Origin of the sequence: Longibacter salinarum (assembly GCF_002554795.1) — a bacterium.
In the GTDB taxonomy this organism is placed as follows: Bacteria; Bacteroidota; Rhodothermia; order Rhodothermales; family Salinibacteraceae; genus Longibacter; species Longibacter salinarum.
On record NZ_PDEQ01000002.1, the window covers coordinates 82,660 to 106,381 of the forward strand.

Genomic DNA, 23,722 nt, shown 5'->3' on the forward strand with positions numbered 1-23,722 from the left:
ATGGGGGAGCGGGAGAAAGGGGGAGCGGGGGAAAGAGAGAATGGGCACAGGGCAGGGGTTAAGAAATAGCCCTTCAACCGCGTAGCCGAGGGGACCTGTTATCCATGTCGCCACGGCGTGCCCCATGAACCCTGGCTACCGGACACTTTCACTGGAGCCTGCGTCACGTCCACATTCCCCGGCGCAGGTGTTCTTCGAATGCGTGGGAGTATGAGAGTATGGGAGCATGGCCGTGTGAGAGTTTGTCATTGCTCGACGCTCACGCCTTTTTTCGACATCCATAAGACCTAACGAGGTCCCTCTCTCGATGTCGCACAGAGATGATCCGGATTGAAATCAAATCGTCCGGTAGCCAGCCCGAAACCCTGAACCCTGTGGTCCCGGCAACATGGGTAACATCTCAGGACCATCCTGACTCGTCTTTTCCGGTTCGGTTCGATGATTGGCCGTCCTTCCATTTTCGCAGGGATCAAGCGTCGCCCGGCCGTGCGACGCTTTTTTGTTTATTATCTCAGAGGGCATTCTCTTCAGGCTATTCGGCAGTCCGTCGAACCCTGAACCCTGAACCCTGAACCCTGAACCTTGAACCCTGAACCTTGAACCCTGAACCCTGAACCGTGAACCCTGAACCCTCAAGCCACAAGCACGCCGGCGATGGTGGCCGTCATCCACGAGGCGAGTGCTCCACCGAGGACGGCGCGCAGTCCGAGGGCCGCGATTTCGCTGCGGCGTGACGGCGCGATGCCGCCGATGCCGCCGATCTGAATTGCGATCGAGCTGAAGTTGGCGAAGCCGCAGAGCGCGTAGGTGCCGATGATGACCGAGCGACGGCTCATCACATCCTTCAGGTCCTGAAGCGATGCGTACGCCACGAACTCATTGACGGCGACCTTTTCGCCAAGGAGCGTACCGAAGCTGAGGATGTCCGCCGCTTCGACGCCCATCGCCCAGGCGAGTGGGGCGAAGATGAATCCAAAGACGGCCTCGAGGGTCAGCCCTTCGAACCGCCCACCGGATGCGTTGGCGATCATTTCGTTCAAACCGGTGATATTTCCGAATCCGCCGAGGACCCAGTTGATGACGGCGATCAGTGCAATGAACGCGAGGAGCATCGCGCCGACATTCAGCGCCAGCTTCAGGCCTTCCCCGGCGCCCGTTGCCGCCGCTTCGATGACGTTGTCATCTTCTTTCTCGACGTTCATGTCGGTCGCGCCGCGCGTTTCAGGCTCCTCCGTTTCCGGAACCAAAATCTTTGCCGTCACGATCGCAGCGGGCGCACTCATAATCGAGGCGGACAGAAGATGCTTCGCAAACAGAACCTGCTCGGCCTCGGTCTCGCCTCCGAGAAAGCTAATGTATGCCGCCAGTACACCTCCTGCGATTGTAGCCATTCCGCCGGACATTAGCGTCATGAGCTCACTGCGCGTCATTTTCTCGACGTACGGTTCGACCACGAGGGGGGCCTCCGTCTGTCCGATGAACACGTTCGCGGCGGCCGACAGCGACTCGGCGCCGGAAATGCCGAGGGTTTTCTGCATCAACCAGCCCATGCCCTTCACCAGCGGCTGCACGATCCCCAAGAAGTAAAGCACGCTCATCAGGGATGCGAAGAAAATAATCGTCGGCAATACCTGGAAGGCAAAATTATTGCCCATCTGGGGATTGCCGAGTTCGCCGAAGATGAACTTCGTGCCCTCGTACGTGAAGCTAAGCAGATCACGGAAGCCGGTCGCGATGGCATCAAAGAGCAACTCACCGGGACCGGTCTTCAAGACAAGGAGAGCGAAGACCACCTGTAATCCAACCCCGGAGAGGACCAGCTTCCAGTCAATGGCTTTTCGGTTACTCGAGAAGGCAGCGGCGATTCCAATGAAAACGGCTAGCCCGATCAGGCCACGCAGCAGGGCGATGGGGAAAGACATGCGGTGGGAGCGAGGTGAAGGGGGCGGAACGAGGGCAGGCGTAGCTCAGCGACACATCTACGTGTTCTAAAAATACAATCAGGCACGAGGAGGGCAAGCACAACTCGATGCTGATTCGATGAGAGATGAAGGAAAAATCGTAATCACGCTAAGATGTCGTGAAGAGGAGGCCGTTACACCGCCAGAGTTACCTACCAGACACGTTCATAAGAGCGTGTGTCATTTCAGCATTTCCCGGTACGGCTGCGCCGACATGCACGGGAGTATGGGGAATGGGCGCAGGAGAGTGCATCATGTTCGACGATAGCGCTTCGTTTACGAGACGCACGAGGTCTGCTTCCCGATGACATGCGAAGACATCCAGGTTTGAAATCAACCGGTCCGGTAGCTAGCCGCCAGAGCGCAGCATATCGATTTTCTGCTCTAGGGTTGTAGACGTCCAGACATCCCGCTGTAAATGCGGTCCAGCGATTACTTCAACCGACGTAGACAAAAAAATGGACGCCTCGACGGATGTCGGGGCGCCCTGGATTGACTCTCTGCAGGCGAAAGAGGCCAGTCGGTGAGAATTACCTGGTCTACTGCTTCAGGAGTCGCTACCCGAAGACTGTGATGTCGAACTTGCGTCCGACGCGGTCCACGTGTTGTTGCTGTGATCGATATCGGGAAGAATCTGCTGCGCGTCGATCACGACCTTTGTTACCGGGGACGTGGAATCCACGGCGATCGTGTGGACATCGCCGGTGACGAACGCTTCGGCGGGAATACGGTGGTCTTCCGTCGTGCCGTCTTCGAACGTGACCTGCACCGGCATCGGCATCATCAATTCGCCGCTGTTCTCGACCCGAACGAACGTCTCGTCGTTGGACTGGACGGTGACGTCAGTCACGCCAAAGTCGAGCACGTCGGTCTCGTAGAACCAGCTCCGGACGAAGTAGTCCAGGTCCACGCCCGTTTCGTTTTCAAGCGTGCGGAAGAAGTCCGACGGCTGCGGGTGCTTGTACGCCCATCGGTCGATGTACGTCTTGAACGCTGCGTCGAAGGCGTCCGGGCCGATGATCCACTCGCGGAGCAGCAATAAACCAGTGGCCGGCTTGCGGTAGGCGAGGAAGCCGAGGGCGTTGCGCCGCATGTGATCCGCGTGCGTCGCCGACGGCTGCTGTCCGCCGATCCCTTTCATTGACGCCGTGAAGACGCGGGTCAGTCGCTGCATCTGCGTCTGGATGTCGCTGTCGTAGAATTCGATCGTCGAGTACACGTTGAGGAAGGAGTTAATGCCCTCGTCCATCCAGACGTGCCGTCGCTCGTCTGAGCCAACAATCATTGGAAACCAGGTGTGACCGAACTCGTGGTCCGTCACGCCAAAGAGACCGCGGCCACGGGCGTCGACCGAGCAGAACATGATCTGCGGGTATTCCATCCCACCCACGATTCCGGCGACGTTGATGGCGACGGGATACGGGTAGGACTCCCATTTTTCAGAGTAATGCTCGATGGAGTGCTTCACGTACTCCGTCGAGCGCTCCCACCCCGGATTCCCCTCTGTACCGATCCCTTCGCGCGGGTAGAGCGACATCGCAAGAATATCGCCGTCTCCCGTTTTTGCGCGGGCTGCGTCCCAGATGAACGCATCGGAGGCGGCCCAGGCCACGTCACGCACGTTTTCGGCGCGGTACTGCCAGGTCATCTCGCCGGAGCCGTCCGGACGCGTGGCGTCGGATCCCGCTTCACTTTCTGTGATGATGTGAACGGTTTCGTCGCTGGAGCGGGCCTCATCCAGTCGATCGCGCTGCGTGGAGGTCAACACGTCCTCCGCATTCTGAAGCTCGCCGCTGGCCGTGACGACGTAGTCATGTGGGACCGTTATGCTCACGTCGAAGTCCCCATACTCCAGGTAGAATTCGCCCTGGCCGAGGTAAGGAAGCGTATTCCAGCCGTTGACGTCATCGTACACGGCCATCCGCGGGTACCACTGCGCGAACTCGTAGACTGTACCCTTCTCAACATCGAGGCGTCCGTGTCGGTCCGCACCGTACTTCGGCTGGATGAACGAGAAGTCCATTGAGAGCTTTAGCGTGCCCCCGTTCGCTTCGAGAGGCTCGTCGAGAGAGATCCGCATGCGTGTGCCGTCGACGCGATAGGTCGCATCGCGCGAGTCGGATCCGCGATTCACCTGAATGTTCGATAGCTCGTAGCCGCCATTCTCAAACGCTCCGCTAAACCGTGCATCCGGCGGGGTGAGTCGAGCTCCGCGGCTGTCCGGGTCGAAGAGGTTCTGCTCCAGGTGGACCCAGAGATGCGTCAGATCGTGCGGTGAGTTGTTCGTGTACGTGATGGTCTCTCTCCCGGAGACGCGGTTCGTTTCCGGGTCGAGGGTCACGTCGATGACGTAGTCCGCTTCGTTTTGCCAGTATTCCGTACCGGGACGCCCATCGCTTGCGCGAAAGACATCCGGGTTCGGAAACTCGATTGGTGCGAAGGAGGACTGGTTGAGACTCGCTGCATCGTTCGACTCGGAATACTGAGCCGTGACAGAGGCCGGCATAGAGCCGAGAAACAGCAGCATAAGAAGTGCCGCACCAGCGGCCTGAAGGCGTGATATCATGGGGGAAAGGGAAATGCGGAGTAGAAAGTGAACGTCCGTTGTCGCGCCGGGAGCGCGGACAGGCACAACATCAACGGAAGGTCGGACGAATCGTTACACTGGGCCAACTTGTTGTGTCATGTGTTGTCATTTAATCCGGCTGGGCCTCAATGGTTGCATCAACGCATGAGGCGCAGGAAAACCTTTTGTCTTTCGTCAGACGGATGCGTTTTGTTTTCGATTACCGTCACATAGACTCGTCGCAGCCAGGCTCGATGGAGGATTGTCCGTTGAAAAGAAGCGACTGGACATGTATAATATGTTTATAATATGTGTTTATGGTAGCCCATGCCCACGAATCTGTGTGTGGTGAGGCCAGATTTCGCACCGTTTCCCGCATCTTCAGCGAACGTAGCACTTTTCGCGTCGTACGGAACGTGCATGTCTAACAGCAAGACGGCGGAGGCTTCACCTGTCCTCCCTCGTCCCGAAAGTCCCAAAGAGAGCGCCCGTTCGTTTTATGCGTCAGATCCCCATTCAGAGAGAAGAGCCGACGTCCATCGACCCGGATCCGGAAGCCGAGAAGCGGATTCTGGATGGGCTCAACGAGCGGCAGCGTGAGGCCGTGAAGGCCACCGACGGCCCGGTGATGATCATCGCGGGGCCGGGAAGCGGAAAAACGCGTACCCTGACGCACCGGATCGCATATCTTCTGGCAACGGGCAAAGCGAAGCCCCACGAGATTATCGCGCTGACCTTCACCAATAAGGCGGCGCGTGAAATGCAGGAGCGCGTGCAGAAGCTCGTCGGCGATCAAACGAAAGGCATGTGGGTCGGCACCTTTCACTCGTCGTTTGCCCGCGTCCTCCGCATTGATGGCGAAAAGATCGGATACTCGCGCGACTTTTCAATCTACGACACCGATGACTCGAAGCGGATCATCAAGCAGCAGATGAACCGCCTCAACGTGAGCACGGACGATGTGTCGCCGCGGGGCATTCAGAACCTGATTTCGGACGCGAAGAACCGAATGGTCTCGCCCGAGAAGTACGCTAGTGTCGCTCGGGGTCGGGCTCAGGACGCGGCGGCGAAGATTTACCCGGCGTACGAGAAGGCGCTGCGGAAAGCGAACGCGATGGACTTCGACGACCTGCTCCTGCGTCCGCTTGAACTGTTCGACGAGCATCCCGATGTCCTAGAAAAGTACCAGACGCGCTGGAAGTACGTCCATATCGACGAGTATCAGGACACGAACCACGCGCAGTACATGCTCGCGCGGAATCTCGCGGACGCTCACGACAACCTCTGCGTGGTCGGGGACGATGCACAGAGCATCTACGCGTTCCGCGGGGCCGATATCACGAACATCCTGTCGTTCGAGAAAGACTTTCCGGACGCGACGACCGTTCGTCTCGAGCAAAACTACCGTTCGACCGGGCGTATTCTGGCGCTGGCGGACTCGATCATTAAGGAGAACGATGATCAACTCGATAAGGAGCTCTGGACGGAGAACGACGACGGCGAGTACATCGCCCTCATGGAGTCGCTATCCGAGAAGGACGAGGCGAAGAAGATCGAACGCCGCATCCGTGACCTCCACGTCCGCGAGGGGCTGTCGCACGGGGACTTCGCCGTTCTCTACCGCACCAACGCACAGAGTCGACCGATCGAGGAGGCACTCCGAAAGGAGAACGTGCCGTACCAGGTAATCGGGGGAACGCCGTTCTACCAGCGGAAGGAGATCAAGGATGCGCTGGCGTACCTTCGCCTCATCGTGAACCCGAACGACACCGCCAACATCCAGCGGGTGATCAACTACCCCACGCGGGGTATCGGGCGGAAGACGCAGGAGCGGCTGCAGAATTTTGCCAATAAGCACGGGTTCACCCTGTGGCAGGCGATCGAGCGTGTCGAAGACATCGATACGTTGTCCACCCGTGCGAAGAATGCGGTCGAGTCGTTCCGCTTCCTGATCGCCAAGTATGCGTCGAAGGCGGAGAGTATGCCGGCGGATGAACTGGCACAGGAGATTATTCGTGAGGCCGGCCTGCTCAGCGAGCTCCGGAAGGATCACACGCGCGAGAATCTGATGCGCTGGGAGAACGTGCAAGATCTCGTCAGTGGAATCGCTGACTTTGTGGCCTCAAGCGACGATCCATCGCTCAGCGTCTTCCTGCAGGAAATTGCGCTGATGACGAGTCAGGACGAGGAGGACGACGCCGATCAGGTGACGCTGATGACGCTCCACGCGTCGAAAGGTCTGGAGTATCCGGTCGTTTTTGTGGCCGGGCTGGAGGAGGGACTTTTTCCGCTGGAGATGGCGGCGAAGGAAAAGCAGGACCTGGAGGAAGAGCGCCGCCTGTTCTACGTCGGCGCGACGCGGGCGGAGGAGTACCTTTTCCTGAGCTGGGCACGCAGCCGATACCGCTACGGCGACCGCGAGACCAAGACGCGGAGCCGATTCCTCGACGAGATCAATTCGGATGTCGTGCGTACCGCCGGCGGTGGCGAACTCGATCAGAAAAAGAACCGCTTCAAATCAAGCAGTGACGGCGGGTCCGATTCGTCGAATTATGATGGTGTCGATCCGCATTATTACCGACGCAACCTTCGGGATGGATCCGGCTCCGGCGCGTCAAATGGGAAGGAGCGGAAGCTGAAGCGCATCGAGCAGTCGTCCGGTGGCGGGCGTCGCGTGGTGTACGACGAGGGGCAGGGAGAAATCGTCCCGGGGGTCCGCGTCGAGCACTCGAAGTTTGGCGAGGGCAAAGTTCAGGATGTCGAAGGAAGAGGCGAAAAGGCGACGGCCGTGGTGTACTTCGGGTCGGACATCGGCAATAAAAAGCTGAAGTTGAAGTACGCCCGGTTGCGCATCATCGGGTAGATGCACACCGATGCAAGCTTATACGCCAAGGGTGCGCGTGCTTTGAGGTGGAGGGTAGAAATGAACGCATGAGCGAATGCGCCTGAAGTCCGAGACGCCTGATCCGGACGAAGATGTGGGTGGACGGATGGGACGTGTATTGTTGAGCATGGCGAGGTTTCCCCTTCCGTCGCCTGGCACGCGAAGGCGTGCCCGAAACAGCACCCATCCGACATCCGATGCGCTCCCATGTCTCCACGTTCATCCGTTGCGCTCCGCGTCGTCTCCGCACTTCTCGTCATGTTGGCGCTCACAACCGCTCCAGCCTGGGCACAGGATGGCTCCGATACGGGCGGAAGCGGAAGTGACGTATCAGGAAGTGACGTTGCCGGCGCGATATCCCAGTCATCCCGGATCGAGAATGCGACGTTCGCCAGTGACGCTGTCCAGCAGCGCGTGAACGCTATGGCCGTCGTTCTCCAGCAGCGTCTTGTCAGTGGCGCACAGCTGACATCCACAGGGTCGATCCGTATCACGGCGGCTCCGGCCCCGCTCCTTGCCGAATTGCTCTCCCGTTCGACGGATAACGAAGCGGCAATTGCATACGTCGCGGGTCAACTCGAGGCTTATGGAATCTCGGACGAGCACTCGGAGCGCCTGACGAAGGCTGTTGCCGGATTGATCGCTGGCGGTGAGGTCGAAGCCCCCGCGCTCGTCCGGGCCACGAACGCCTTTAACGAACTGGTGGATGCTGCGCCGGCGTCCTTTCTGCTCGATCCGCCCGATTCGTTTATCGTCATTCAGGACGTGTTGACATCCCTTCTCGATGCATCGTCCATGTCTTAATCTGACGAGGCTGACGGTATGTACCGAACGGTTCCGTTGCACCGCTGCTGACGTGTAGCCGTGCCTTCCAGGTCGATGTCTTCACCCACTCCCTCGTCCTTTTCTCGTCCTGCGATGCGTGTGCTCCTGCTTTGCATCATCGTCATTGCTCTCGTCAGCCCTGCTGCCGTCGCGGCTCAGGACGCGCCCGAACGGAGCGACGAGCCGAGAGCAGATACGACGTCTGATGATACCCTAGCGGCGCTACGTGCGACGCACAGGCTTTCCAGTCCGGTAGAGCGGGGAGGTGTCGAATTGCCGGCCGCTGTTGCCGTTCTGCCCGGCACAACGATCAATACGCCCACGGCGTTTGGGGCGCGATGGGGACAGGTCTACGCGGGGGCATCGGTACAAGAGCGGATTCGGTACGCAGACTGGACCGATGGTGTGGTCACGATGGGGGCCGGCTTTGGGGATCCGGAAAAATGGGTCGGGTTGGACGTGACCCTGAACATCCTCGACACCTACACCGAGCTCGCGAAAGATCGATCCGTCAGCCTGAAGCTGCATCGGAGGCTTCCGGCGTCTGCGGCCATCGCCGTGGGATGGGAGAACATCTGGCACACCGAGGGGACGGACGGCGGCAGCAGTCCGTACGCCGTCGTCAGCAAATCCGCCCGACTGCACGACGGCGGGCCGTGGGTCCCGTTCGGGGTCATGGCCGCGAGCGTGGGCGTCGGAGGCGACCGGTTTCAGTCAGAAGGGGCGTTTCTCCGTGGGGACACGGGGGCGGGCGTCTTCGGAAGCCTTGCTGTCCGCCTGCTTCGTCCCGTCCACGCGATCGCAAACTGGACGGGTCAGGATCTGAGCCTCGGCATGTCGATTACGCCGCTACCACGCCTCCCGATCGTCATCACGCCTGCTCTGATGGATGTAACGGGTCGTGCAGGGGATGGCGTTCGATTCTCGATGAGCGCGGCGATCATCTATGATTTCAACGCGGGGTCGTAGCACGATATTCGGTCGGGGCGTGGTGGAGTCATGCCGTTCCGGCCGCTGCTGACGCCGTGTCCAGGATCCATTTCGCCGTTTGCATGCCGATCAGAACGAGGAAAATCCCGGCGAGCGTGCTAAGCGCGATATTAGCCAGTCCGCTGACCACGTGCCCACGTTGCATTAGTTGGAGGCTTTCCAGGGCATAGGTGCTGAACGTCGTGAATGCACCGATCATTCCGGTGAAGAGGAAGAGACCGAGTGCAGGGGAGAACGACGATCGCTCGGATACGGCCCATAATGCGCCGATGAGAAAACAACCGGCCAAATTGGCTGCTAGCGTTCCCCAGGGGAAGGAGGCGGGAACGTAGCGATGGACCAGTGCCGACACGCCGTGACGCATCAGGGCGCCAATCGCGCCGCCGGCTGCGATCAGTAGAAGGGAGCGCACAGAAGGGGCGAACGTTAAGAATTGGAGGCATCGAGAGGGAATCCCCTTACTCGATGTTCGCCTCCGTTGCTCCGAGAACAGCAAGCGTTTTCGCATCCTGGGCGAACGAGATGACGCGCGCGGTTGATATGTCCACCAGAGGTGAGATTGTGAGGTCAACTACGATTTCTGCCTCCAGTGGGTGAGAAACGAATGCCCGAACGAGACCGTCGTGTACCGGATTGGGGTCGGCTGTGTCCGGAGTCACGAGTGCAATGTTCAGCACGGCATCGGTGAAGGTTCCGGTTGCTCGGACGTCTACGGCGATTCGACCGCCGGGTCTCGGCGTTGCGTGCGCATGGAGACGAACGGGTGCGTGTTGACGAAGCACTCTGCCAACACTTCGCCGCGCGTGAAACTCGTCGGATCCGACAAATACGTCGGTGCCATTGACGATCATTTGTGGCGAGTAAATGTGCGACCCGAGGCTCTGCGCGTATCGCCGGTGGCGCTGGGTAAAGACGTCTAGAAGTGCGCGAGGCACATCATGCCCTGTGCCCGGGTGGCCGATATGGAAATCGAGCGTGTAGACGGGGCGTCCGTGCGATTGGGCCTCCCGCTGTATGCGCCCAAGCAGAGAATCGGCGGGGGGACAGGTGAGGCAGGACTCCGAGGTGAAGAGTTCAACGACGGCTACAGCCGTGCTTTGCACCGCATTTGCTTCCGGGGGAGCGGGCCGGGTTGCGAGAATGAGAAGTCCAAATAGCAGAAGAAACCCTACCACGGAGGCAGGGAGGATGTGATCGCGTAGCATGGGTCAGCCACCCGTCCGAGCAGGAGGTTATCGACGCCGCCAGGTAGCGGGACGGGCGGACACACCGTTCACCACAGCGGACTCTAGGACGTATGGCCCATGAATACCGCTGATGCGATAGAATGTCAAGAAATGACGAAGTGAGTTCGGCTGTTTACGCGGGGCGGATGTCACAAATTTGTGACTCGCCCCAGTTGATGGTGCGATCACGCCACGATGGATATCGGCCAGAGGGTTTGGAACTTATTCTTGTTCCTGTTCCACGTCGAGCGTCGCATGGCCGGGGCGGGCATCTAGATAATTCCTCATCGCCGTGAGGAAGGTCCGCCCGATCTGCTGACGATCGTTGGGAGCAAGATGGTTTTCTGCATCCGGTGCGTTGACCAGGACCAGCTCAAGGTTGTAGGGCTTGTCGGGGTCGGTTGCGGCGAACGCTAGATCGACGTAGCGAGGCTGTCCCCCGCGCTGGTGACGGAGGACACAGGCCTCCACCCCTTTCTCTGCCGCATAGTGTTGGGACTCGCTTTCCAAGTAATGCCAGCCGGGCGTGGCATCCGCAAAATCTTCGAGCAGTTCCAACGGCGTCGCCTTGGCGGTGGCGTCGGGCGTGAGAGCGATACGAAGGATTGTGTCCATCGGGGCTGCGGAAATTGAAGGAAGTCGGCAGAAGACAGAAGAGAACGGGGGAGTCCGGATACGTGGGCCGTCCCCCGTACAACGTGCGATTCCGCGGAGATCAATGCAAGCGCCTGCGACCAACGATGTCACCGGCTCTAGTTCTCCAACGGTCCCGTCTTCACGAGCAGACGGGCTTCGTGTTTCTAAAAAATGGCGTCTTGACTTGACATACGAAGCATTTCGTAGTATCCTACGAATGCCATCGTACTTCCCACGCCTCCCGCCCCGATGTCTGATCCCAACCTTCCTCTTCCTACGGATGCGGAGCTCTCGCTGCTACGCGTACTCTGGCGCGAAGGGCCGTCCACGGTCCGTCATGTGCTTGACCACGTCGATGAGGCCGGCTATACGACGGTACTCAAGCAATTGCAGATCATGCATGAGAAAGGGCTGGTGACGCGAGACGAGTCCAGTCGTGCCCACGTGTATGCCGCCGCAGTCGAGGAACGCGCGACGGAGCGGCGTCTCGTTGACGACTTACTCGATCGTGCGTTCGGCGGCTCCGCTAGCCGGCTCGTCGCACACGCAATTTCGGGCGATCGGGTCTCCGGCGAAGAGCTCGGGGCCATCCGCGAACTTCTGGACTCTCTACAATCTGATGATGCTGACGATGGAATCGATAATCAGTGATAGCCCGGTGATGCTCGACGCGTTTTCACTCTGGAGCGTCTGGTCGAAAGCCGCGTCGCCTCTGGGCGACCTGCTGATTCTGGCGGTATGGCAGGGCGCCGTGGTCGCTGCTACGGCCGTCCTTCTTCTGGCGCTTCTCCGTCACGTTCGGCCGATCTGGCGCTATTCCGTGGCGGTGTCGGCGCTTGTGCTAATGCTGCTCCTGCCGGTGGTGTCGAGCGGGTTGCAGACTGCGCCTCCGGTACCGCCCGGGCCCTCCGCAAACGCACCTCCGGCGCCTGCGCCGCCGACAGCGGTCCCTCCCGCTCCGAGCCCGCCTGATAATCCCGCTCCGTTTGAGGTCGGGGCCGATCAGGCTTCGCCTACGCCCGGTGAGTCGATCGCCCCCTGGGACGTGATGCAGTCCGCCGGAGCTGTGGTCGGAGCATTCGTTCCGCCTGAGATGCTCGCGCAGTGGGAGAGCGCGATTGATCGCACGGCACCCGTGTGGGTGGCGCTCTGGCTGGCCGGAGTGAGTCTTCTGGCGCTCCGCGTGACCGGAGGCATCTGGTGGATTCGGCGTCTCCGGGCGTCGGCACGCTCTTTACCTTACGACATGCAGTCCGTTGCCGTGCAGGCTGCGCAGCGAGCCGGCTTCGACGAAGCCATCGCCGTGCGCCGGTCCAAGCGCATTGAGGTTCCGCTCGTGTGCGGATGGTATCGTCCGATGATCGTACTGCCGGAGTCCCTCATGGCTACCTGCGATCGTGAGGAGCTCGAAGCTCTTCTCGTGCACGAGTTGTCGCATGTTCACCGGCACGACGTGATGGTCGGTTGGCTTCAGGCTGCGGCTGAGACGCTCCTGTTCTTCCATCCGGGCGTCTGGTGGTTGTCGAAGCAGGTTCGTCGTGAACGTGAGCATGTTACCGATGACCGCGTCGTCGAGTCGGGCATTGAGCCGCTGACGTATGCTCAGGCACTCACCCATGTGGCAGAGCAGGCTCTTCTCCAGCGACCGGCGCCGGGTGTGGCGCTGACACCGGCGGCCAGCGACGGGGCGCTGCTTCATCGTATTCGGCGGATGGTAACGCAAGGTCAGACGGAGCCGGTCCGTCGGTCATCTCTTCTGTGCGCTGCAGCGACACTCCTTCTGGTCCCTCTTCTTCTTGTTGCGTGCTCATCTCAGAAGCCGTCGACGGAGACAACAACGGAGGAGGTGATTACATCGACCGTCGTGATTCCACATGGAGAGGTAGATACGATGCGCTCGGGAACGGTCGTGGTCGATTCGGTGATTGTCCGCGACAGCGACAGGGAGGAGGCACGCCGGTTTATCATTCGAAAAGACACGTCCTGGGTGGCGCAGGTTGACTCGATCGCTCGTGCAGCAGCGCGCATCGATACAGCAGCCCTCCGCGCGCAGGTGAAGGCGTTCGATCTAGACATGGATCGTCTGCGCACGGTGATCCGCATGTCGATCGAAGAGGTGAATACAGATAGTCTCATCGAACGCAGTCTCCGATCTCTGGAAGGCCTCGATACGCTTCAGCTCCCGCGTCTCATGCAACTCGATAGTCTGAGTGGACCCCGGATTTTTCGCTTCCAGCGTATGGGGGACTCACTCCGAGCGCTTGGAATGGAGCAGGACGTGGAGGTTCTGCGCGAACATGCAGAACACCTGCGGCGGGAGGCAAAACGAATGGAGCAACGCGCTGAGCAGATGGCTCGAGAAGCGGAAGAGGCGCAGCGCCGACGGCAGGAGGAGCAGCGCGAGCTGGAACGCGAGCGAGAGCAACAGAAGAACGATTCAAATAGCCGGAAGTAGGCGAGCTGCCCCTCTCGGTTACGGGCGGCAGTATTCCGCCGTAGAAGCTACGGCGTGGATCTCGACGGTTGCGCCGCTCCGGATCACGTACTCGCTCGTCCCGACCTCGTCCGTATTTGGATTCCAGTCATACGTATAACCGAGCCGCGTCCACGGATAGCCATTTGGCCCGTAGGACGCGGCTCGAGTCGTTTCCATCCAGCGCACGTGCGACGTATCCACCTCGATCGCCGTGGCCGGTCGAGGAGTCGAGAGTTCACACTCTCGATCTGTAATCTCCGGGTCCGGGCAGGGACGGCGAAGGTCGTCAGGGCGAACCCACATCTCGACGAATCGCGTGTATCCGACGTCGGGTGGAAGACCAAGAACCTGCGCCAGACGCACATTCAGCGCCCGGCCCGAAAGCGCGCTCGTTCGGCAGAAGGACTGCAATTCCGGCACGAGCGTCACCCAGACGACGTCCGCCGATCGAATGGTGTCGCCGGGAGCCACGTCCCCGTATTCGGCCGTCCAGGTCGCAACGCGAACGTGAGATGGCTCGTCCCGCGTACCGGCCGGTCGTCGCCGCAATTTCGATACGTACGGCCTCACGGGTGTAAGTTCGACCGATATTTCCGATGCCTCGGCCGTTTTTGCATCCTCAATTGCGGCACGGTACTGCTTCTTGAGTTCCGCGTTATTCTCGCTCGGGCGTACGGGTGTCGTCGCGCACCCGGACACGAACAGAAGGAGGACGAGGACGGCGGCGAAACGACATGGACGGCACACTGCACACACGGAATGTTATCGGCCGAGGAAGAAGTAGAGGATGACGCCCAGGACGGGCATAAAGATGATGACGAGGGCCCATATGACTTTGTTGGCCGCGCTTCGGCCGCGGTCGCCGATGAGGTCCACCAGCGCGACGATGTCCAGAATAATGACGAGCGTTCCGCAAATCCCCCAGCGCGGTTGCTGGATCCGGTCGATCAGGTTCGTCCCGCAACCGGAGAGGGTCACCATAGCGAGCACGGCCATTGACCACAGCGCGGCTTTCTGTTGCGCGAAGCGATCAAGGAAGGTGAAACGCGTCGTTGACGGAGTGGAAGTAGATTCGGTCATATCTCCAGCGAAGTATGGAAGGAAGCGTCGGCGAATGTGGTAAATAGACGCTGCACGCCGGTAGAATGATACAGCCGGCTTGAAAATGTATAGATCGCAAAGAGAATCGACATCGTCTTCAGAGGATGCCGTTCGACGGAACAGGGTAAAAAGCGAATGGGTTCGCATGTCCTGCCTATCGTCAATACATCGTGTCATCCCTCGCCGCGCCTGCAACCTATGCGTATCGGCCACCTCGAATTCGGCGACCGACCTCTTTTCCTGGCTCCCATGGAGGATGTCAGTGATCCGCCGTTCCGCATTCTCTGCAAGCGGTACGGGGCGGACATGCTGTACACGGAGTTCGTGTCGTCGGCGGGCCTTCTGCATGACGTCGAGGGATCGCATCAGAAGCTCGAGATTTTTGACGAGGAGCGGCCCATCGGCGTTCAGGTTTGGGGAGGCGAAATCGACGAGGTGCGGCGAGCCACTCCGTTGGTCGACGCCGTGGATCCGGACGTGATTGACATCAATTTTGGCTGTCCGGTCCGAAAAATCGTATCCAAGGACGGCGGCGCGGGTGTTCTCCGTTGCCTGCCAAAGATGGAGAAAATCACAGCGGCGGTCATCGAGGAGGCCAATCGGCCCGTAACGGTTAAGACGCGGCTCGGTTGGGACGAGGACTCGATTCAGATCGTAGACGTTGCTCGCATGCTGGAGGATCTGGGCATAGCCGCGCTAACGGTCCATGCGCGGACCCGGGAGCAGAAGTACAAGGGCGAAGCGCGTTGGAAGTGGCTGCGCAAGATCAAAGAGGAGGGCGTGCGCAACATCCCACTGGTCGGAAATGGCGACGGCCTCGATCCGGAGCGTATCGACAAGATGTTTGACGAGACCGGCGTTGATGCGGTCATGATCGGTCGGGGCGCCATTGGCAACCCCTGGATTTTTCGCGACGCGAAGGTCTACATGGAAACGGGAGAGGTTCCGCCTCCGCCGTCGTGGGAGGAGCGCGTACAGGTCGTCGCGGAGCACCTGTCCATGAAGTGCGAATGGCTGGGCGAGCGTACAGGCGTGCTCGAGATGCGGAGAAACTACAGCGGCTACTTTAAGGGCTTCCGCAACGCGTCGAAGCTCCGCCACCAGCTCATGCAGCCGAAGACGAAGGAGGGCGTCCTGGAGGTCATGCTCAATTTCAAGCCGGACGCCCCGGACATTCAGATTCCTTCTGCGCGCCTGCCGGACCGTCCGACGAAAACCAAGAAGGCCACGCTTCCTTCCGGGGACGGCGCGCCTGCGTCGAAGAAGGTCGACCCGGCAGCAGCCGGACTGCCAACGTCGAGCTGAGAGCCTTTGTGCTCCCTCCGTCGGAACGTTTTTCAATCACCGTCTGGGCACAACACGATCGTAACGGGTGTGGCGAACCACCGTGCGTCGCGGGTCAATTCAAGCTCATCGCATGTGATGATGAAGCTCGAATCTTATGACTCGACGACGATGTGGTCACCATGAGCTCAAAGCCATCCCCGTCTGACGCGCCGGTCTCATCTGTGGCACGGAATACGGAAACGAGGCCAACCACGGACGAGCCGACGTCAAACTTTTCCCTTTCTGCCGCCGCCGTTGCCGGACTCGGTGCAGGTCTTGTCTTTCTGTTGCTCGAACTTCTGGCCAGTGCCTTGGGGGCGGGAACGCCGATCGGGCCTGCTCGCGCAACCATCAAGGATGTTGTTGACCTTACCCCTGGGCAGTACACCACCAGAGGCTTCATTAGTACGCTCGCGATTCACTTTGCTCTCTCGCTGGCCGCAACGGCGGTTCTCGCGCGGCTCGTTCATCACTGGAAAACCTTCATAGCAATTATCATCGGTGGGGCCTTTGGTGGATTTCTCTACACGGCCAATGTGGCCTTGACGTGGACGATTGCTCCAGATATTGCGATCGGTGGTAAGTTGGCCCTCATCGCGAACTACATCATTTTTGGAGCTGCGGCCGCACTGATTTACAAGGTCCTTCAGCACCCAGATGACCGCGAGCCAGCCGACGGGACGGCATATTGATCGGCGGATTGATTTCAGTGCACGAGTGAACGGAGGTTGGTCCCGCAGAAGACCGCGAAAGGCAAGCGCCGGATTTGGAATCGTTCGTGGGCGGGTGAAATGAGCACGTCATGGCGACAACCCTTGTGAATGTCTGCATGCGGTTCGTACCATGTGCGGTCCATGCTCTCCCCGACCTACACTGCCGACCTATCGATGAGTGACGCTCCCCGGTACTGGACGCCCGAGTTCGTAGAAGCCTTCGTTCAGGCAATCAATTCGGACAACGAATTCCAGGAGACGGCCTCGGGATTCTCCAATACGATCGAACTCCGCTGCTTCGATACGCCGAGTGGCGAAGACGTCGCGGCCGCGTACACATTCGACGACGGCAAGATCGTAGACGTGGATCTCTGGATCGACGACGCCCCGTCGAGCGACATGCGTGACGAACCGTTCGACAAATCCGTGATGATGGCCCGGGCGTCGGCCCCGTACGACATGTGGGTGAAGATGGATAAGGGAGAAATCGGAGCGATGCAGGCGCTCACGTCCCCCGATTACAACATCGACGGGTCAACGATCAAGATCATGTCGAACATGGGCGTCTTCCGAGGGCTGAACGAGGTAGCAGCTAAGATTGACAAAACGTACTAAAACAGGGTCAATGTGGAACCCGCGGTCGGACTGTTCGTCGATTGCGACAACCCGGCCGTGCTGATTTTCCGCCGTATCGACGGTGGACTCACACCGACTCGAACTGGTCTTATCACTGAACGGATCGACCGACGATGAGCGACGACTCCAGCCCCAACATCAACATCACGCGTGGCAGCCGATCGCGCCGACGAAAATCATCGGCCAATGGCTCCTCGAAATCGTCGTCCTCTTCTGGAACGAGCGTGAATTTCAGCGACGTTGCCACGGCGGCTGCGACAGGCGTACGGAATGCCTGGCTCGCAGGCCTAGGCGCGCTCTCATACGCTGAAACGGTGAGTGCCCAGGTCTTCGACAGTCTTGTGCAAGAGGGGAAGACGTGGGAGCGATCACGGAGAGAGACGCAAGAGGCCGTGAAGCGGAAAGTGGACGAACTTCGACGCGGGGGAGAACAGGCCGCGGAGTCAGCACAGGAGCAGGTGCGTGACGAAGTGGGCGACGCGCTCAACCGAATGGGTGTGCCGACGCAGACCGAGATGGAAACCCTACGGTCGCAGGTCGATGATCTGAACGATAAGATCGACCGATTGACAAAAGCTCTGGAGGAGAAACAGAAAGCGGACGACGCGTGATCAGTGCGTCCTCTATTTAATGGAAACGATAAGCGCCGGAGCGAACGACATCGCTCCGGCGCTTTTGTATGCTGGCGACCCGGATGTGAGCTAAGTACATCTAACCATAATCGGTACTCAGGTCATCCCCTCACTGTCATCAGCCGGCTCATTTTCGGGTGGCGTCGTGGAGGGAGCGGTATCGCCTCGGTTCTCACCGAAGGATTCGACGATCTGGTCGAACTCCTCTTCAAAGCCTTCGAGGATCGTTCCTGGATCTGGAATGAGTCCGTTGTCGCACGCGATGCCGAGCCGGACTTCGCCTGCGTAGCTGAAGATGCTGATGCCCAGCCCGATGTTGCCGGCTCGGGGCACCCAGGGCATGATGTGCTGTAGCCGGTGACCTTTCATGTGGAGAATCTTGCGGGGGCCGGGCACATTTGTGAGAACTGCGCTGGCTTTGCTGCTGAAGAGGCGGACGGCCTGCTCCTCGAGCTCATTCGGGAAGTAGCCGAGGACCTCCAGTATGCCGAACGCCGCTGCCGCCTCAGAGGATGCCTTGATTTCATCCATCTGCTGTTTCACGCTAAGCACGCGCTCCGTGCGGTCCCCGAGGCCGACCGGGAGGTCAACGTAAACGAGGCCGAAGCGATTGCCAAGGTCGAAGGCATCCTCGATCGGTCGCAGGTTGACGGGAATCATTCCACGAATTGAGATGCCGTCCGTTGGGTCGCCGTGCTGCTCCAGGTAGTGGCGAAGCGCGCCGGCGACGGCCCCCAGGAGCACATCGTTGACTTTGGCGTCGATCGCGCGACCGGTTTCCTTTACGACCTCCAAATCGATCGGCCCCGACCATGCGGCATTCTGCGCGACACCGAGGTTGCCTTTGATTCGCGTATCAGAGTCGGCCCCGATCAGAGCAAGCTTCGAGAGGGCTGCGCCGAGGCTCAGTCCCTGCTTGGCGCGGTGCGTGATTCGACTCGGGTCGACGATCGAGTGAGCGCCCTCGTTGATCAGCACGCTGGCTGCGTCCGCTGCCTTTTTGGCGGCATTGAGTGGAGCGCGAATCAGGCTGGGGAGCCGGCTGCCGGACTTCGCTTTTGGAAAGCGTGACGGATCGAAGTATTCGTCCGTCAACGACAGGAGGACCTGAACGAGTGCGATTCCATCCGCAATGCAGTGATGGATGCGAGCGATCACGGCACTGCCGCCAGCGTAATCCTCGATGAGCTCAAGGTCCCAGAGCGGCTTGTTGCGGTCCAGCGGCATGCTCATCAGCTCACTGACATGCTCTTGCAGCTCGTGCTTCCCCGCATCGCCAGGTAGGGCTGACCGACGCACGTGTTGGGTCAGGTCGAAGTGTGGGTCCAGCTCCCACTGCACGCCACTGCTCGACGGGCGAATTCGTTGGCGAAAGCGTGTGAAGCCGACGAACCGTTCTGCAACGATCTCTCGCAGTGTGGCGAGATCCATCGGGTCCTCCAGGACGAGGACCGACGTGATCGTCATCAGGTTGGTGGGCTCGTCCATGCGCAGCCAGGCGGCGTCGACGCCGGACAGCGGTTCGTAGTCTTTCATCAGATGCGGCCGTCGAGAAGCGAGAGGCAAACGGAGAACCGGTGGGAGCCCGATTCGGAGAGGTCACACGGCGCAGACAATAAAGACCCTTATTCCCACGGTCAAGTGAATAGAAAGGTAACACGTAGCACGGACGGACACAATCAGAGAAGGCGTGTTCGAATATGTAGCGTGGAGGACGCTGCCTGATGAATGCGGAGACGCTGTACCCAAACGCAAAAGAGGAGCGATCCAAGACGCCTTCAAACAGGCCGTCTCCGATCGCTCCTCCTTCTGCCGCCGGGGCGGGTGGGGCTTACCGGCGTGGGGGGCTCGAGGTATCGAGTGCAATGTCACCGATACGTACCTTCAAAACTCGCGCCAGAAAAGCGGAAACATCAGATTGCTCCGCGATAATCTTCGACGTCGGCTTGCAGCTACCGTGACCGGCCTTGGTTCCACGCGCAACAGAACCGGTTCATCGCCACGCTGTGCCCCTGTACACGAGCAGCGAACGTGTACGAATGCGCCGGTACGACTCGATCATCGGTGTTGGCCGTGATGATGAGCGTCGCCGGGTAGGCGGGTCCGTCCTCGACATTGTGAAGGGGAGAGTATGCGCGGAGATCGTCGAACTGCTCTGGGTCATCTGACGAACCGTATTCGGGTACCCCTGCCCAGCCAGTGGTAAATTTGTGATACCGAAGCATGCCCAGAACGCGGTCAGAGACGATCGCAGCGCCGAAGAGGTTTAGGTTCTGGACCAGTGAGGCGCCGGTGAGCAGGCCGCCGTTCGACCCTCCGGCAATGACCAATTTCTCGCTGGAAGTGTAGTCTTCGTCAATCAAATACTGCCCGGCGGCAGGAATTTCATCGAAGCCGTTCGGCTTGTTCTCGAGCATGCTGGCTTCGTGTCAGGTCTGGCCGCACGCACCACTGCCGCGCAGATTCGTTACGGCGTAGCCGCCTCCCATTTCTAGCCAAAGGAGCCTTCCGACGTAGAAGCTCCGGGTGAGACGTATGTTGAACTTGCCGTACGCATACATGAGCGTCGGGTTGGATCCATCCAGCTCTAGTCCCTTTCCGTGAACGATAAACATCGGGACTCGCGTGCCGTCCTTGCTGGTGTAGAATGCCGCTTTACGGCATAACGGTCGGCATCGAATCCAGAGATTTCTGGCTTGAGGAAGACCTGCTCGCTTTGCACGCTGAGATCGGCATGGTAGATCGACGTGGGGTGCGTATACGAGTCGAAACCGTAGTAGACATGATCCGACATCGGAGAGGCGGTCATGCGGGTGATGCTACCGATGGCGGGAAGCTCGACCTCTCGTTCCTGCAAGCCATCCAGGGCATGGACGGTCACTTTCGCTTTGACGTCATCGACTGCAGGCACGACGAATTGGTCACCCGCTCCACGTTCTGCAGGACGGCGTTCGTCTCCGGAACGGGCGTCGCGATTCCTGATTCCGGTTCACGGGTGTCGAGCGAAACGAGACGCTTGTTGGGTGCACCATCGTTCGTCAGAAGCACGAACGTCGGCCCGTTCTTCCCAACGAACCCATAGCTCGCTTCCGAGACGCATAAGACGCACGAGGTCCGTTCCTCGATGACATACAAAGACATTCCGGTTTGAAATCAACCGGTCCGGTAGCTAGCAGCGAACCGTGAACCGTGAACTGTGAACCGTGAACCCTGACCCTATTCCCCGCCTTGCATGCGAAACAGGGCTTCGTCCATCGCCCAGACGCCTGGAACGAGAATAGCGAGTCCGATCAAGGAGGCAACGGGCGCCCAGATGACCAGTCCACCGATGACGCCGAGCACGCCGCCGAGGTACTTGATGTAATTGAGCTGTTCGTTCGTCGTGCGTTTTAGGAGGTTCTCAAGCTGACGCTCGTCGTAGGCGCGGACGTTGTCCAGAACGATCTTCTGGATATTGATCGATTCCACGAAGCGGAGCACGAGTTGGGTGAGCAGGACCTCGATCTCATCGGCGCGGCGCTCGAGTTGTTCGGGCACATGGTCGAGATACGGCATGGCCTCGTCGAGGATGGGACCGACGGCATCCGGGAGTTGGCCAACGGCTTCATCGAGCCGCTTCTGAAAGGCTTCCTCCCCAACTGTTCGATAGACACGGAGTGCGAGGCCAGGCAGTCCCTCACCGACGTTCTTCTCGATCTGCGCTTCCGTAAAGTCCACGATGCGCTCACGCACTTCCGGAGACGAGAGAACCTCGCGGAAGTAGTCCTCCAGCAGCGTCTTGAGTTCGGCGCGAAAGACCGGGTCCTCCGTCACGTCCCGCGTGATGGAGAGGGCGAGATCCCGATAGCGCGATGTGAGATCGCTATCGTGAATCTTCTCGATGATGATCTCCTCGTTAATCAGCTCGTCGGACACGGCCTGTGCCAATCGCCAGGCTACGCGCTCACGCTGAGCAGGAATGACGCCCTGGCCCACCAGCGGACGCGGCTCCCTGGGCTGGAAGAGCATCGTGAGCGCGAGCCAGTTGGTCAGAAAACCGATCAGGCCGCTGACCGACGTGATGCGAAGCAGGCCTTCGACCGTGATCGTGTGGCCCCAGACGGTGAGTTCGGCGCCCGGGAAGTCCCAGACGAAGGAGGTACCGAACACGCCCAGTAGGATCCACGGAACGGCGCGAAGGATCGGCAGCCAGCGAGCGTAGCTGCCCGTACGACGCGGCGGCTCCTCCACCGCTTCCGCCTCCTCGTCCGGGCGAGGCATGTGTTTCTGGACCGTTGCGACCAGCAGGCGGCGAAGGCGCCCCGTCCGCGTCGCTGGTACGGGGAACAGAGCGGAGGACGGTGCCGACGGGTCACCAGCCGTCGACTCGGAAGAGGACGCGCCCGCCTCCGAGGATGCAATATCCGGTGCCGATGATGTATCGTGATCCGCCATCTACGAGAAATGAGACCAAAAGAAGGGCACCGTGAACCCTAGCTACCGGACGGTTTCACGGGTGCCTGCGTCGCGTCCACATCCCCCGGCGCAGATCCTCCCGAATGCGTAGGCATGTGGGCGTGTGGGGGCGTGTGGGGGCGTGTGAGGGTTTGTCATTTTTCGACGATAACGCCTTGTTTTCGAGACGGATGAGACCCTACGAGGCCCGTTTCTCAAAGTCGCCCCAAGACGTACCGTATTAAAATCAAACGGTCCGGTAGCTAGCCTTGAACCCTGAACTCTGAACCCTGAACTCTGAACCCTGAACCTTGAACCCTGAACTAAAACACTTTAACCAGTGTCATGTCGTCTAGGTACCGGTTCGGATTCTCCTGCAGATCGCGCAGGAGTTCGTTCGCCTGCACTGCGGCAGAGTCCAGTCGGTTGTATAGGCTCGGGTCGTTGATCAGGCGGCCGGCCGTGCCGTCGCCGTTATTGATCTTGTCGGTGATCTCACCCAGATTCGTCGTCGAACGCTCGAGGTTGGCGAGGTTGCGATCGAGCTTGTTGAGCGACCGGTTCAGGCGCGCCATGATTTCGCCGAGGTTGTTTTCGGACAGCGAGTCCTCGGCGGCCTGAGTCTCACCCGAGAGGCGGCGCAGATCAGCCGTTACAGCTTCCAGGTTCTCGATCGTGTTGCCGAGGGCTTCGTCGTCCGTGGCGCGCTCCAGGTTGCGGCCCGTTTGCTCGAGTGCGCTGATGAGCTGGTTCAGGTTGCTCGTCGGATTGCTGACCTTTTCGCTGAGCGCCTGCATGGCTATGCTCGCGTCGGTCAGGGTCGAGTCGGCACGCGAAACGAGGCGAGGACCGGCGTCCGATAGCTGTTCGAGGATGCCACCCTGCGGCGGGCCAGGTAGCGTGGAGCCGGGCTCGACAGGCGGGTTGCTGGCGGGGCCCGGAGTAATCGCCAGTTTCACTCCGCTGAGGGCGCTGAATCCTGATGCTTCTGCAAACGAGCCCTGCGGGACCTTCACGTCTTCCTCCACGCGGAAAATCACGCGGACGACCTGGTCGCTGAGGTCCAGCTTTACGCTCTCGACCGTGCCGATATTCACGCCCTTCATCTGGACGGGGTTACCGGCAACGAGGCCACCGGCATCCTGAAACTCCGTCTGCAGCGCATAGCTGCTTTTGAAGATCGGGACGTTCTGTAAAAATCGGAGTCCGACAAAGAACACGATCGCTGCGACGACGATCGAGAGGCCGACCTTAATTTCTTTACTGTAAGTCATGCGGGAAGTCCGCGAACGAACGAGTGCGGGAGAGTCGAAGAA

Annotated in this window: 20 protein-coding genes and 1 pseudogene; 9 read left to right on the forward strand and 12 right to left on the reverse strand. The window is 59.8% G+C overall.

The genetic code is table 11. The annotated features are described in order from the left end of the window. Positions 1 to 632: 632 nt before the first annotated feature. Both CRI94_RS03925 and CRI94_RS03930 read right to left on the reverse strand, forming a co-directional pair. Positions 633 to 1,922 (reverse strand): NupC/NupG family nucleoside CNT transporter, encoded by a 1,290-nt coding sequence (locus CRI94_RS03925; protein ID WP_098074372.1) that lies wholly within the window; start codon positions 1,920 to 1,922, stop codon positions 633 to 635. A 586-nt stretch (positions 1,923 to 2,508) separates the two neighbouring features. Continuing rightward, positions 2,509 to 4,527 (reverse strand): M1 family metallopeptidase, encoded by a 2,019-nt coding sequence (locus CRI94_RS03930; protein WP_098074373.1) that lies wholly within the window; start codon positions 4,525 to 4,527, stop codon positions 2,509 to 2,511. Between the two features lie 499 nt (positions 4,528 to 5,026). Between CRI94_RS03930 and CRI94_RS03935 the strand changes: the two genes are divergently transcribed. The 3 genes from CRI94_RS03935 to CRI94_RS03945 all read left to right on the forward strand — a co-directional run bounded on the left by CRI94_RS03935 (position 5,027) and on the right by CRI94_RS03945 (position 9,205). Next, positions 5,027 to 7,390, forward strand: a complete 2,364-nt coding sequence (locus tag CRI94_RS03935) for an ATP-dependent helicase (RefSeq protein WP_098074374.1) — start codon at positions 5,027 to 5,029, stop codon at positions 7,388 to 7,390. 228 nt (positions 7,391 to 7,618) lie between these two features. Continuing rightward, entirely contained in the window at positions 7,619 to 8,215 is a 597-nt protein-coding gene (locus CRI94_RS03940; RefSeq protein WP_098074375.1) for a hypothetical protein, read from the forward strand. A 75-nt stretch (positions 8,216 to 8,290) separates the two neighbouring features. Continuing rightward, positions 8,291 to 9,205 carry a hypothetical protein gene (locus tag CRI94_RS03945; protein WP_143815285.1) on the forward strand — a complete coding sequence of 305 codons (915 nt, stop codon included), beginning with the start codon at positions 8,291 to 8,293 and terminating at the stop codon, positions 9,203 to 9,205. 28 nt (positions 9,206 to 9,233) lie between these two features. Here the strand turns inward: CRI94_RS03945 and crcB are convergent, their stop codons facing one another. The 3 genes from crcB to CRI94_RS03960 form a co-directional block, all read right to left on the reverse strand. Continuing rightward, positions 9,234 to 9,638 (reverse strand): fluoride efflux transporter CrcB, encoded by a 405-nt coding sequence (gene crcB, locus CRI94_RS03950; RefSeq protein WP_098074377.1) that lies wholly within the window; start codon positions 9,636 to 9,638, stop codon positions 9,234 to 9,236. Between the two features lie 46 nt (positions 9,639 to 9,684). Further along, the gene (locus tag CRI94_RS03955; protein ID WP_179862144.1) at positions 9,685 to 10,401 is read right to left on the reverse strand and encodes a DUF1223 domain-containing protein; all 717 of its coding nucleotides are present in this window, start codon (positions 10,399 to 10,401) and stop codon (positions 9,685 to 9,687) included. 273 nt (positions 10,402 to 10,674) lie between these two features. Further along, positions 10,675 to 11,067: a hypothetical protein gene (locus CRI94_RS03960; protein WP_098074379.1), complete on the reverse strand. Its 393-nt coding sequence runs from the start codon at positions 11,065 to 11,067 to the stop codon at positions 10,675 to 10,677. Positions 11,068 to 11,337: 270 nt separating this feature from the next. Here CRI94_RS03960 and CRI94_RS03965 point away from each other — a divergent pair, with 270 nt between their 5' ends. Both CRI94_RS03965 and CRI94_RS03970 read left to right on the forward strand, forming a co-directional pair. After that, a complete protein-coding gene (locus tag CRI94_RS03965; protein WP_098074380.1) occupies positions 11,338 to 11,739 on the forward strand; it encodes a BlaI/MecI/CopY family transcriptional regulator in 402 nt (133 codons plus the stop codon). After that, positions 11,720 to 13,543, forward strand: a complete 1,824-nt coding sequence (locus CRI94_RS03970; RefSeq protein ID WP_143815286.1) for a M56 family metallopeptidase — start codon at positions 11,720 to 11,722, stop codon at positions 13,541 to 13,543. The genes CRI94_RS03965 and CRI94_RS03970 overlap by 20 nt, the downstream gene beginning before the upstream one ends. Before the next feature lie 18 nt (positions 13,544 to 13,561). On the opposite strand, the gene CRI94_RS03975 is transcribed toward CRI94_RS03970, so the two are convergent. Further along, a complete protein-coding gene (locus CRI94_RS03975) occupies positions 13,562 to 14,263 on the reverse strand; it encodes a hypothetical protein (protein WP_098074382.1) in 702 nt (233 codons plus the stop codon). A gap of 63 nt (positions 14,264 to 14,326) precedes the next feature. Further along, positions 14,327 to 14,644, reverse strand: coding sequence for a PLD nuclease N-terminal domain-containing protein (locus CRI94_RS03980; protein ID WP_245846066.1), 318 nt, complete (start codon positions 14,642 to 14,644; stop codon positions 14,327 to 14,329). Between the two features lie 219 nt (positions 14,645 to 14,863). Between CRI94_RS03980 and dusB the strand changes: the two genes are divergently transcribed. From dusB to CRI94_RS04000, 4 genes are all read left to right on the forward strand, one after another. Then, positions 14,864 to 15,970, forward strand: coding sequence for a tRNA dihydrouridine synthase DusB (gene dusB / locus CRI94_RS03985; RefSeq protein ID WP_245846067.1), 1,107 nt, complete (start codon positions 14,864 to 14,866; stop codon positions 15,968 to 15,970). Between the two features lie 161 nt (positions 15,971 to 16,131). Next, entirely contained in the window at positions 16,132 to 16,683 is a 552-nt protein-coding gene (locus CRI94_RS03990; protein WP_098074384.1) for a hypothetical protein, read from the forward strand. 195 nt (positions 16,684 to 16,878) lie between these two features. Beyond that, positions 16,879 to 17,319, forward strand: coding sequence for a hypothetical protein (locus CRI94_RS03995; RefSeq protein ID WP_143815287.1), 441 nt, complete (start codon positions 16,879 to 16,881; stop codon positions 17,317 to 17,319). Positions 17,320 to 17,453: 134 nt separating this feature from the next. Next, the gene (locus CRI94_RS04000; RefSeq protein ID WP_098074386.1) at positions 17,454 to 17,951 is read left to right on the forward strand and encodes a phasin family protein; all 498 of its coding nucleotides are present in this window, start codon (positions 17,454 to 17,456) and stop codon (positions 17,949 to 17,951) included. Between the two features lie 117 nt (positions 17,952 to 18,068). On the opposite strand, the gene CRI94_RS04005 is transcribed toward CRI94_RS04000, so the two are convergent. From CRI94_RS04005 to CRI94_RS04030, 5 genes and pseudogenes are all read right to left on the reverse strand, one after another. Then, positions 18,069 to 19,508 (reverse strand): WS/DGAT/MGAT family O-acyltransferase, encoded by a 1,440-nt coding sequence (locus CRI94_RS04005; RefSeq protein ID WP_098074387.1) that lies wholly within the window; start codon positions 19,506 to 19,508, stop codon positions 18,069 to 18,071. Positions 19,509 to 19,924: 416 nt separating this feature from the next. Beyond that, positions 19,925 to 20,389: a prolyl oligopeptidase family serine peptidase gene (locus CRI94_RS04010; RefSeq protein ID WP_098074388.1), complete on the reverse strand. Its 465-nt coding sequence runs from the start codon at positions 20,387 to 20,389 to the stop codon at positions 19,925 to 19,927. Positions 20,390 to 20,559: 170 nt separating this feature from the next. Beyond that, positions 20,560 to 21,113: pseudogene (locus CRI94_RS18140) on the reverse strand (hypothetical protein). 75 nt (positions 21,114 to 21,188) lie between these two features. Beyond that, on the reverse strand, positions 21,189 to 22,406 hold the full coding sequence (locus CRI94_RS04025) for a DUF445 domain-containing protein (protein WP_098074391.1): 1,218 nt from the start codon (positions 22,404 to 22,406) through the stop codon (positions 21,189 to 21,191). A 323-nt stretch (positions 22,407 to 22,729) separates the two neighbouring features. Further along, positions 22,730 to 23,680 (reverse strand): MlaD family protein, encoded by a 951-nt coding sequence (locus CRI94_RS04030; RefSeq protein WP_098074392.1) that lies wholly within the window; start codon positions 23,678 to 23,680, stop codon positions 22,730 to 22,732. Positions 23,681 to 23,722 lie beyond the last annotated feature (42 nt).

Bases quoted from the DNA above. Each gene is read 5' to 3' on its own strand.
- CRI94_RS03925 (WP_098074372.1), bottom strand. From the start codon at position 1,922: ATGTCTTTCCCCATCGCCCTGCTGCGTGGCCTGATCGGGCTAGCCGTT.
- CRI94_RS03930 (WP_098074373.1), bottom strand. From the start codon at position 4,527: ATGATATCACGCCTTCAGGCCGCTGGTGCGGCACTTCTTATGCTGCTG.
- CRI94_RS03935 (WP_098074374.1), top strand. From the start codon at position 5,027: ATGCGTCAGATCCCCATTCAGAGAGAAGAGCCGACGTCCATCGACCCG.
- CRI94_RS03940 (WP_098074375.1), top strand. From the start codon at position 7,619: ATGTCTCCACGTTCATCCGTTGCGCTCCGCGTCGTCTCCGCACTTCTC.
- CRI94_RS03945 (WP_143815285.1), top strand. From the start codon at position 8,291: ATGTCTTCACCCACTCCCTCGTCCTTTTCTCGTCCTGCGATGCGTGTG.
- CRI94_RS03960 (WP_098074379.1), bottom strand. From the start codon at position 11,067: ATGGACACAATCCTTCGTATCGCTCTCACGCCCGACGCCACCGCCAAG.
- CRI94_RS03965 (WP_098074380.1), top strand. From the start codon at position 11,338: ATGTCTGATCCCAACCTTCCTCTTCCTACGGATGCGGAGCTCTCGCTG.
- CRI94_RS03970 (WP_143815286.1), top strand. From the start codon at position 11,720: ATGGAATCGATAATCAGTGATAGCCCGGTGATGCTCGACGCGTTTTCA.
- CRI94_RS03980 (WP_245846066.1), bottom strand. From the start codon at position 14,644: ATGACCGAATCTACTTCCACTCCGTCAACGACGCGTTTCACCTTCCTT.
- dusB (WP_245846067.1), top strand. From the start codon at position 14,864: ATGCGTATCGGCCACCTCGAATTCGGCGACCGACCTCTTTTCCTGGCT.
- CRI94_RS03990 (WP_098074384.1), top strand. From the start codon at position 16,132: ATGAGCTCAAAGCCATCCCCGTCTGACGCGCCGGTCTCATCTGTGGCA.
- CRI94_RS03995 (WP_143815287.1), top strand. From the start codon at position 16,879: ATGAGTGACGCTCCCCGGTACTGGACGCCCGAGTTCGTAGAAGCCTTC.
- CRI94_RS04000 (WP_098074386.1), top strand. From the start codon at position 17,454: ATGAGCGACGACTCCAGCCCCAACATCAACATCACGCGTGGCAGCCGA.
- CRI94_RS04005 (WP_098074387.1), bottom strand. From the start codon at position 19,508: ATGAAAGACTACGAACCGCTGTCCGGCGTCGACGCCGCCTGGCTGCGC.
- CRI94_RS04010 (WP_098074388.1), bottom strand. From the start codon at position 20,389: ATGCTCGAGAACAAGCCGAACGGCTTCGATGAAATTCCTGCCGCCGGG.
- CRI94_RS04025 (WP_098074391.1), bottom strand. From the start codon at position 22,406: ATGGCGGATCACGATACATCATCGGCACCGGATATTGCATCCTCGGAG.
- CRI94_RS04030 (WP_098074392.1), bottom strand. From the start codon at position 23,680: ATGACTTACAGTAAAGAAATTAAGGTCGGCCTCTCGATCGTCGTCGCA.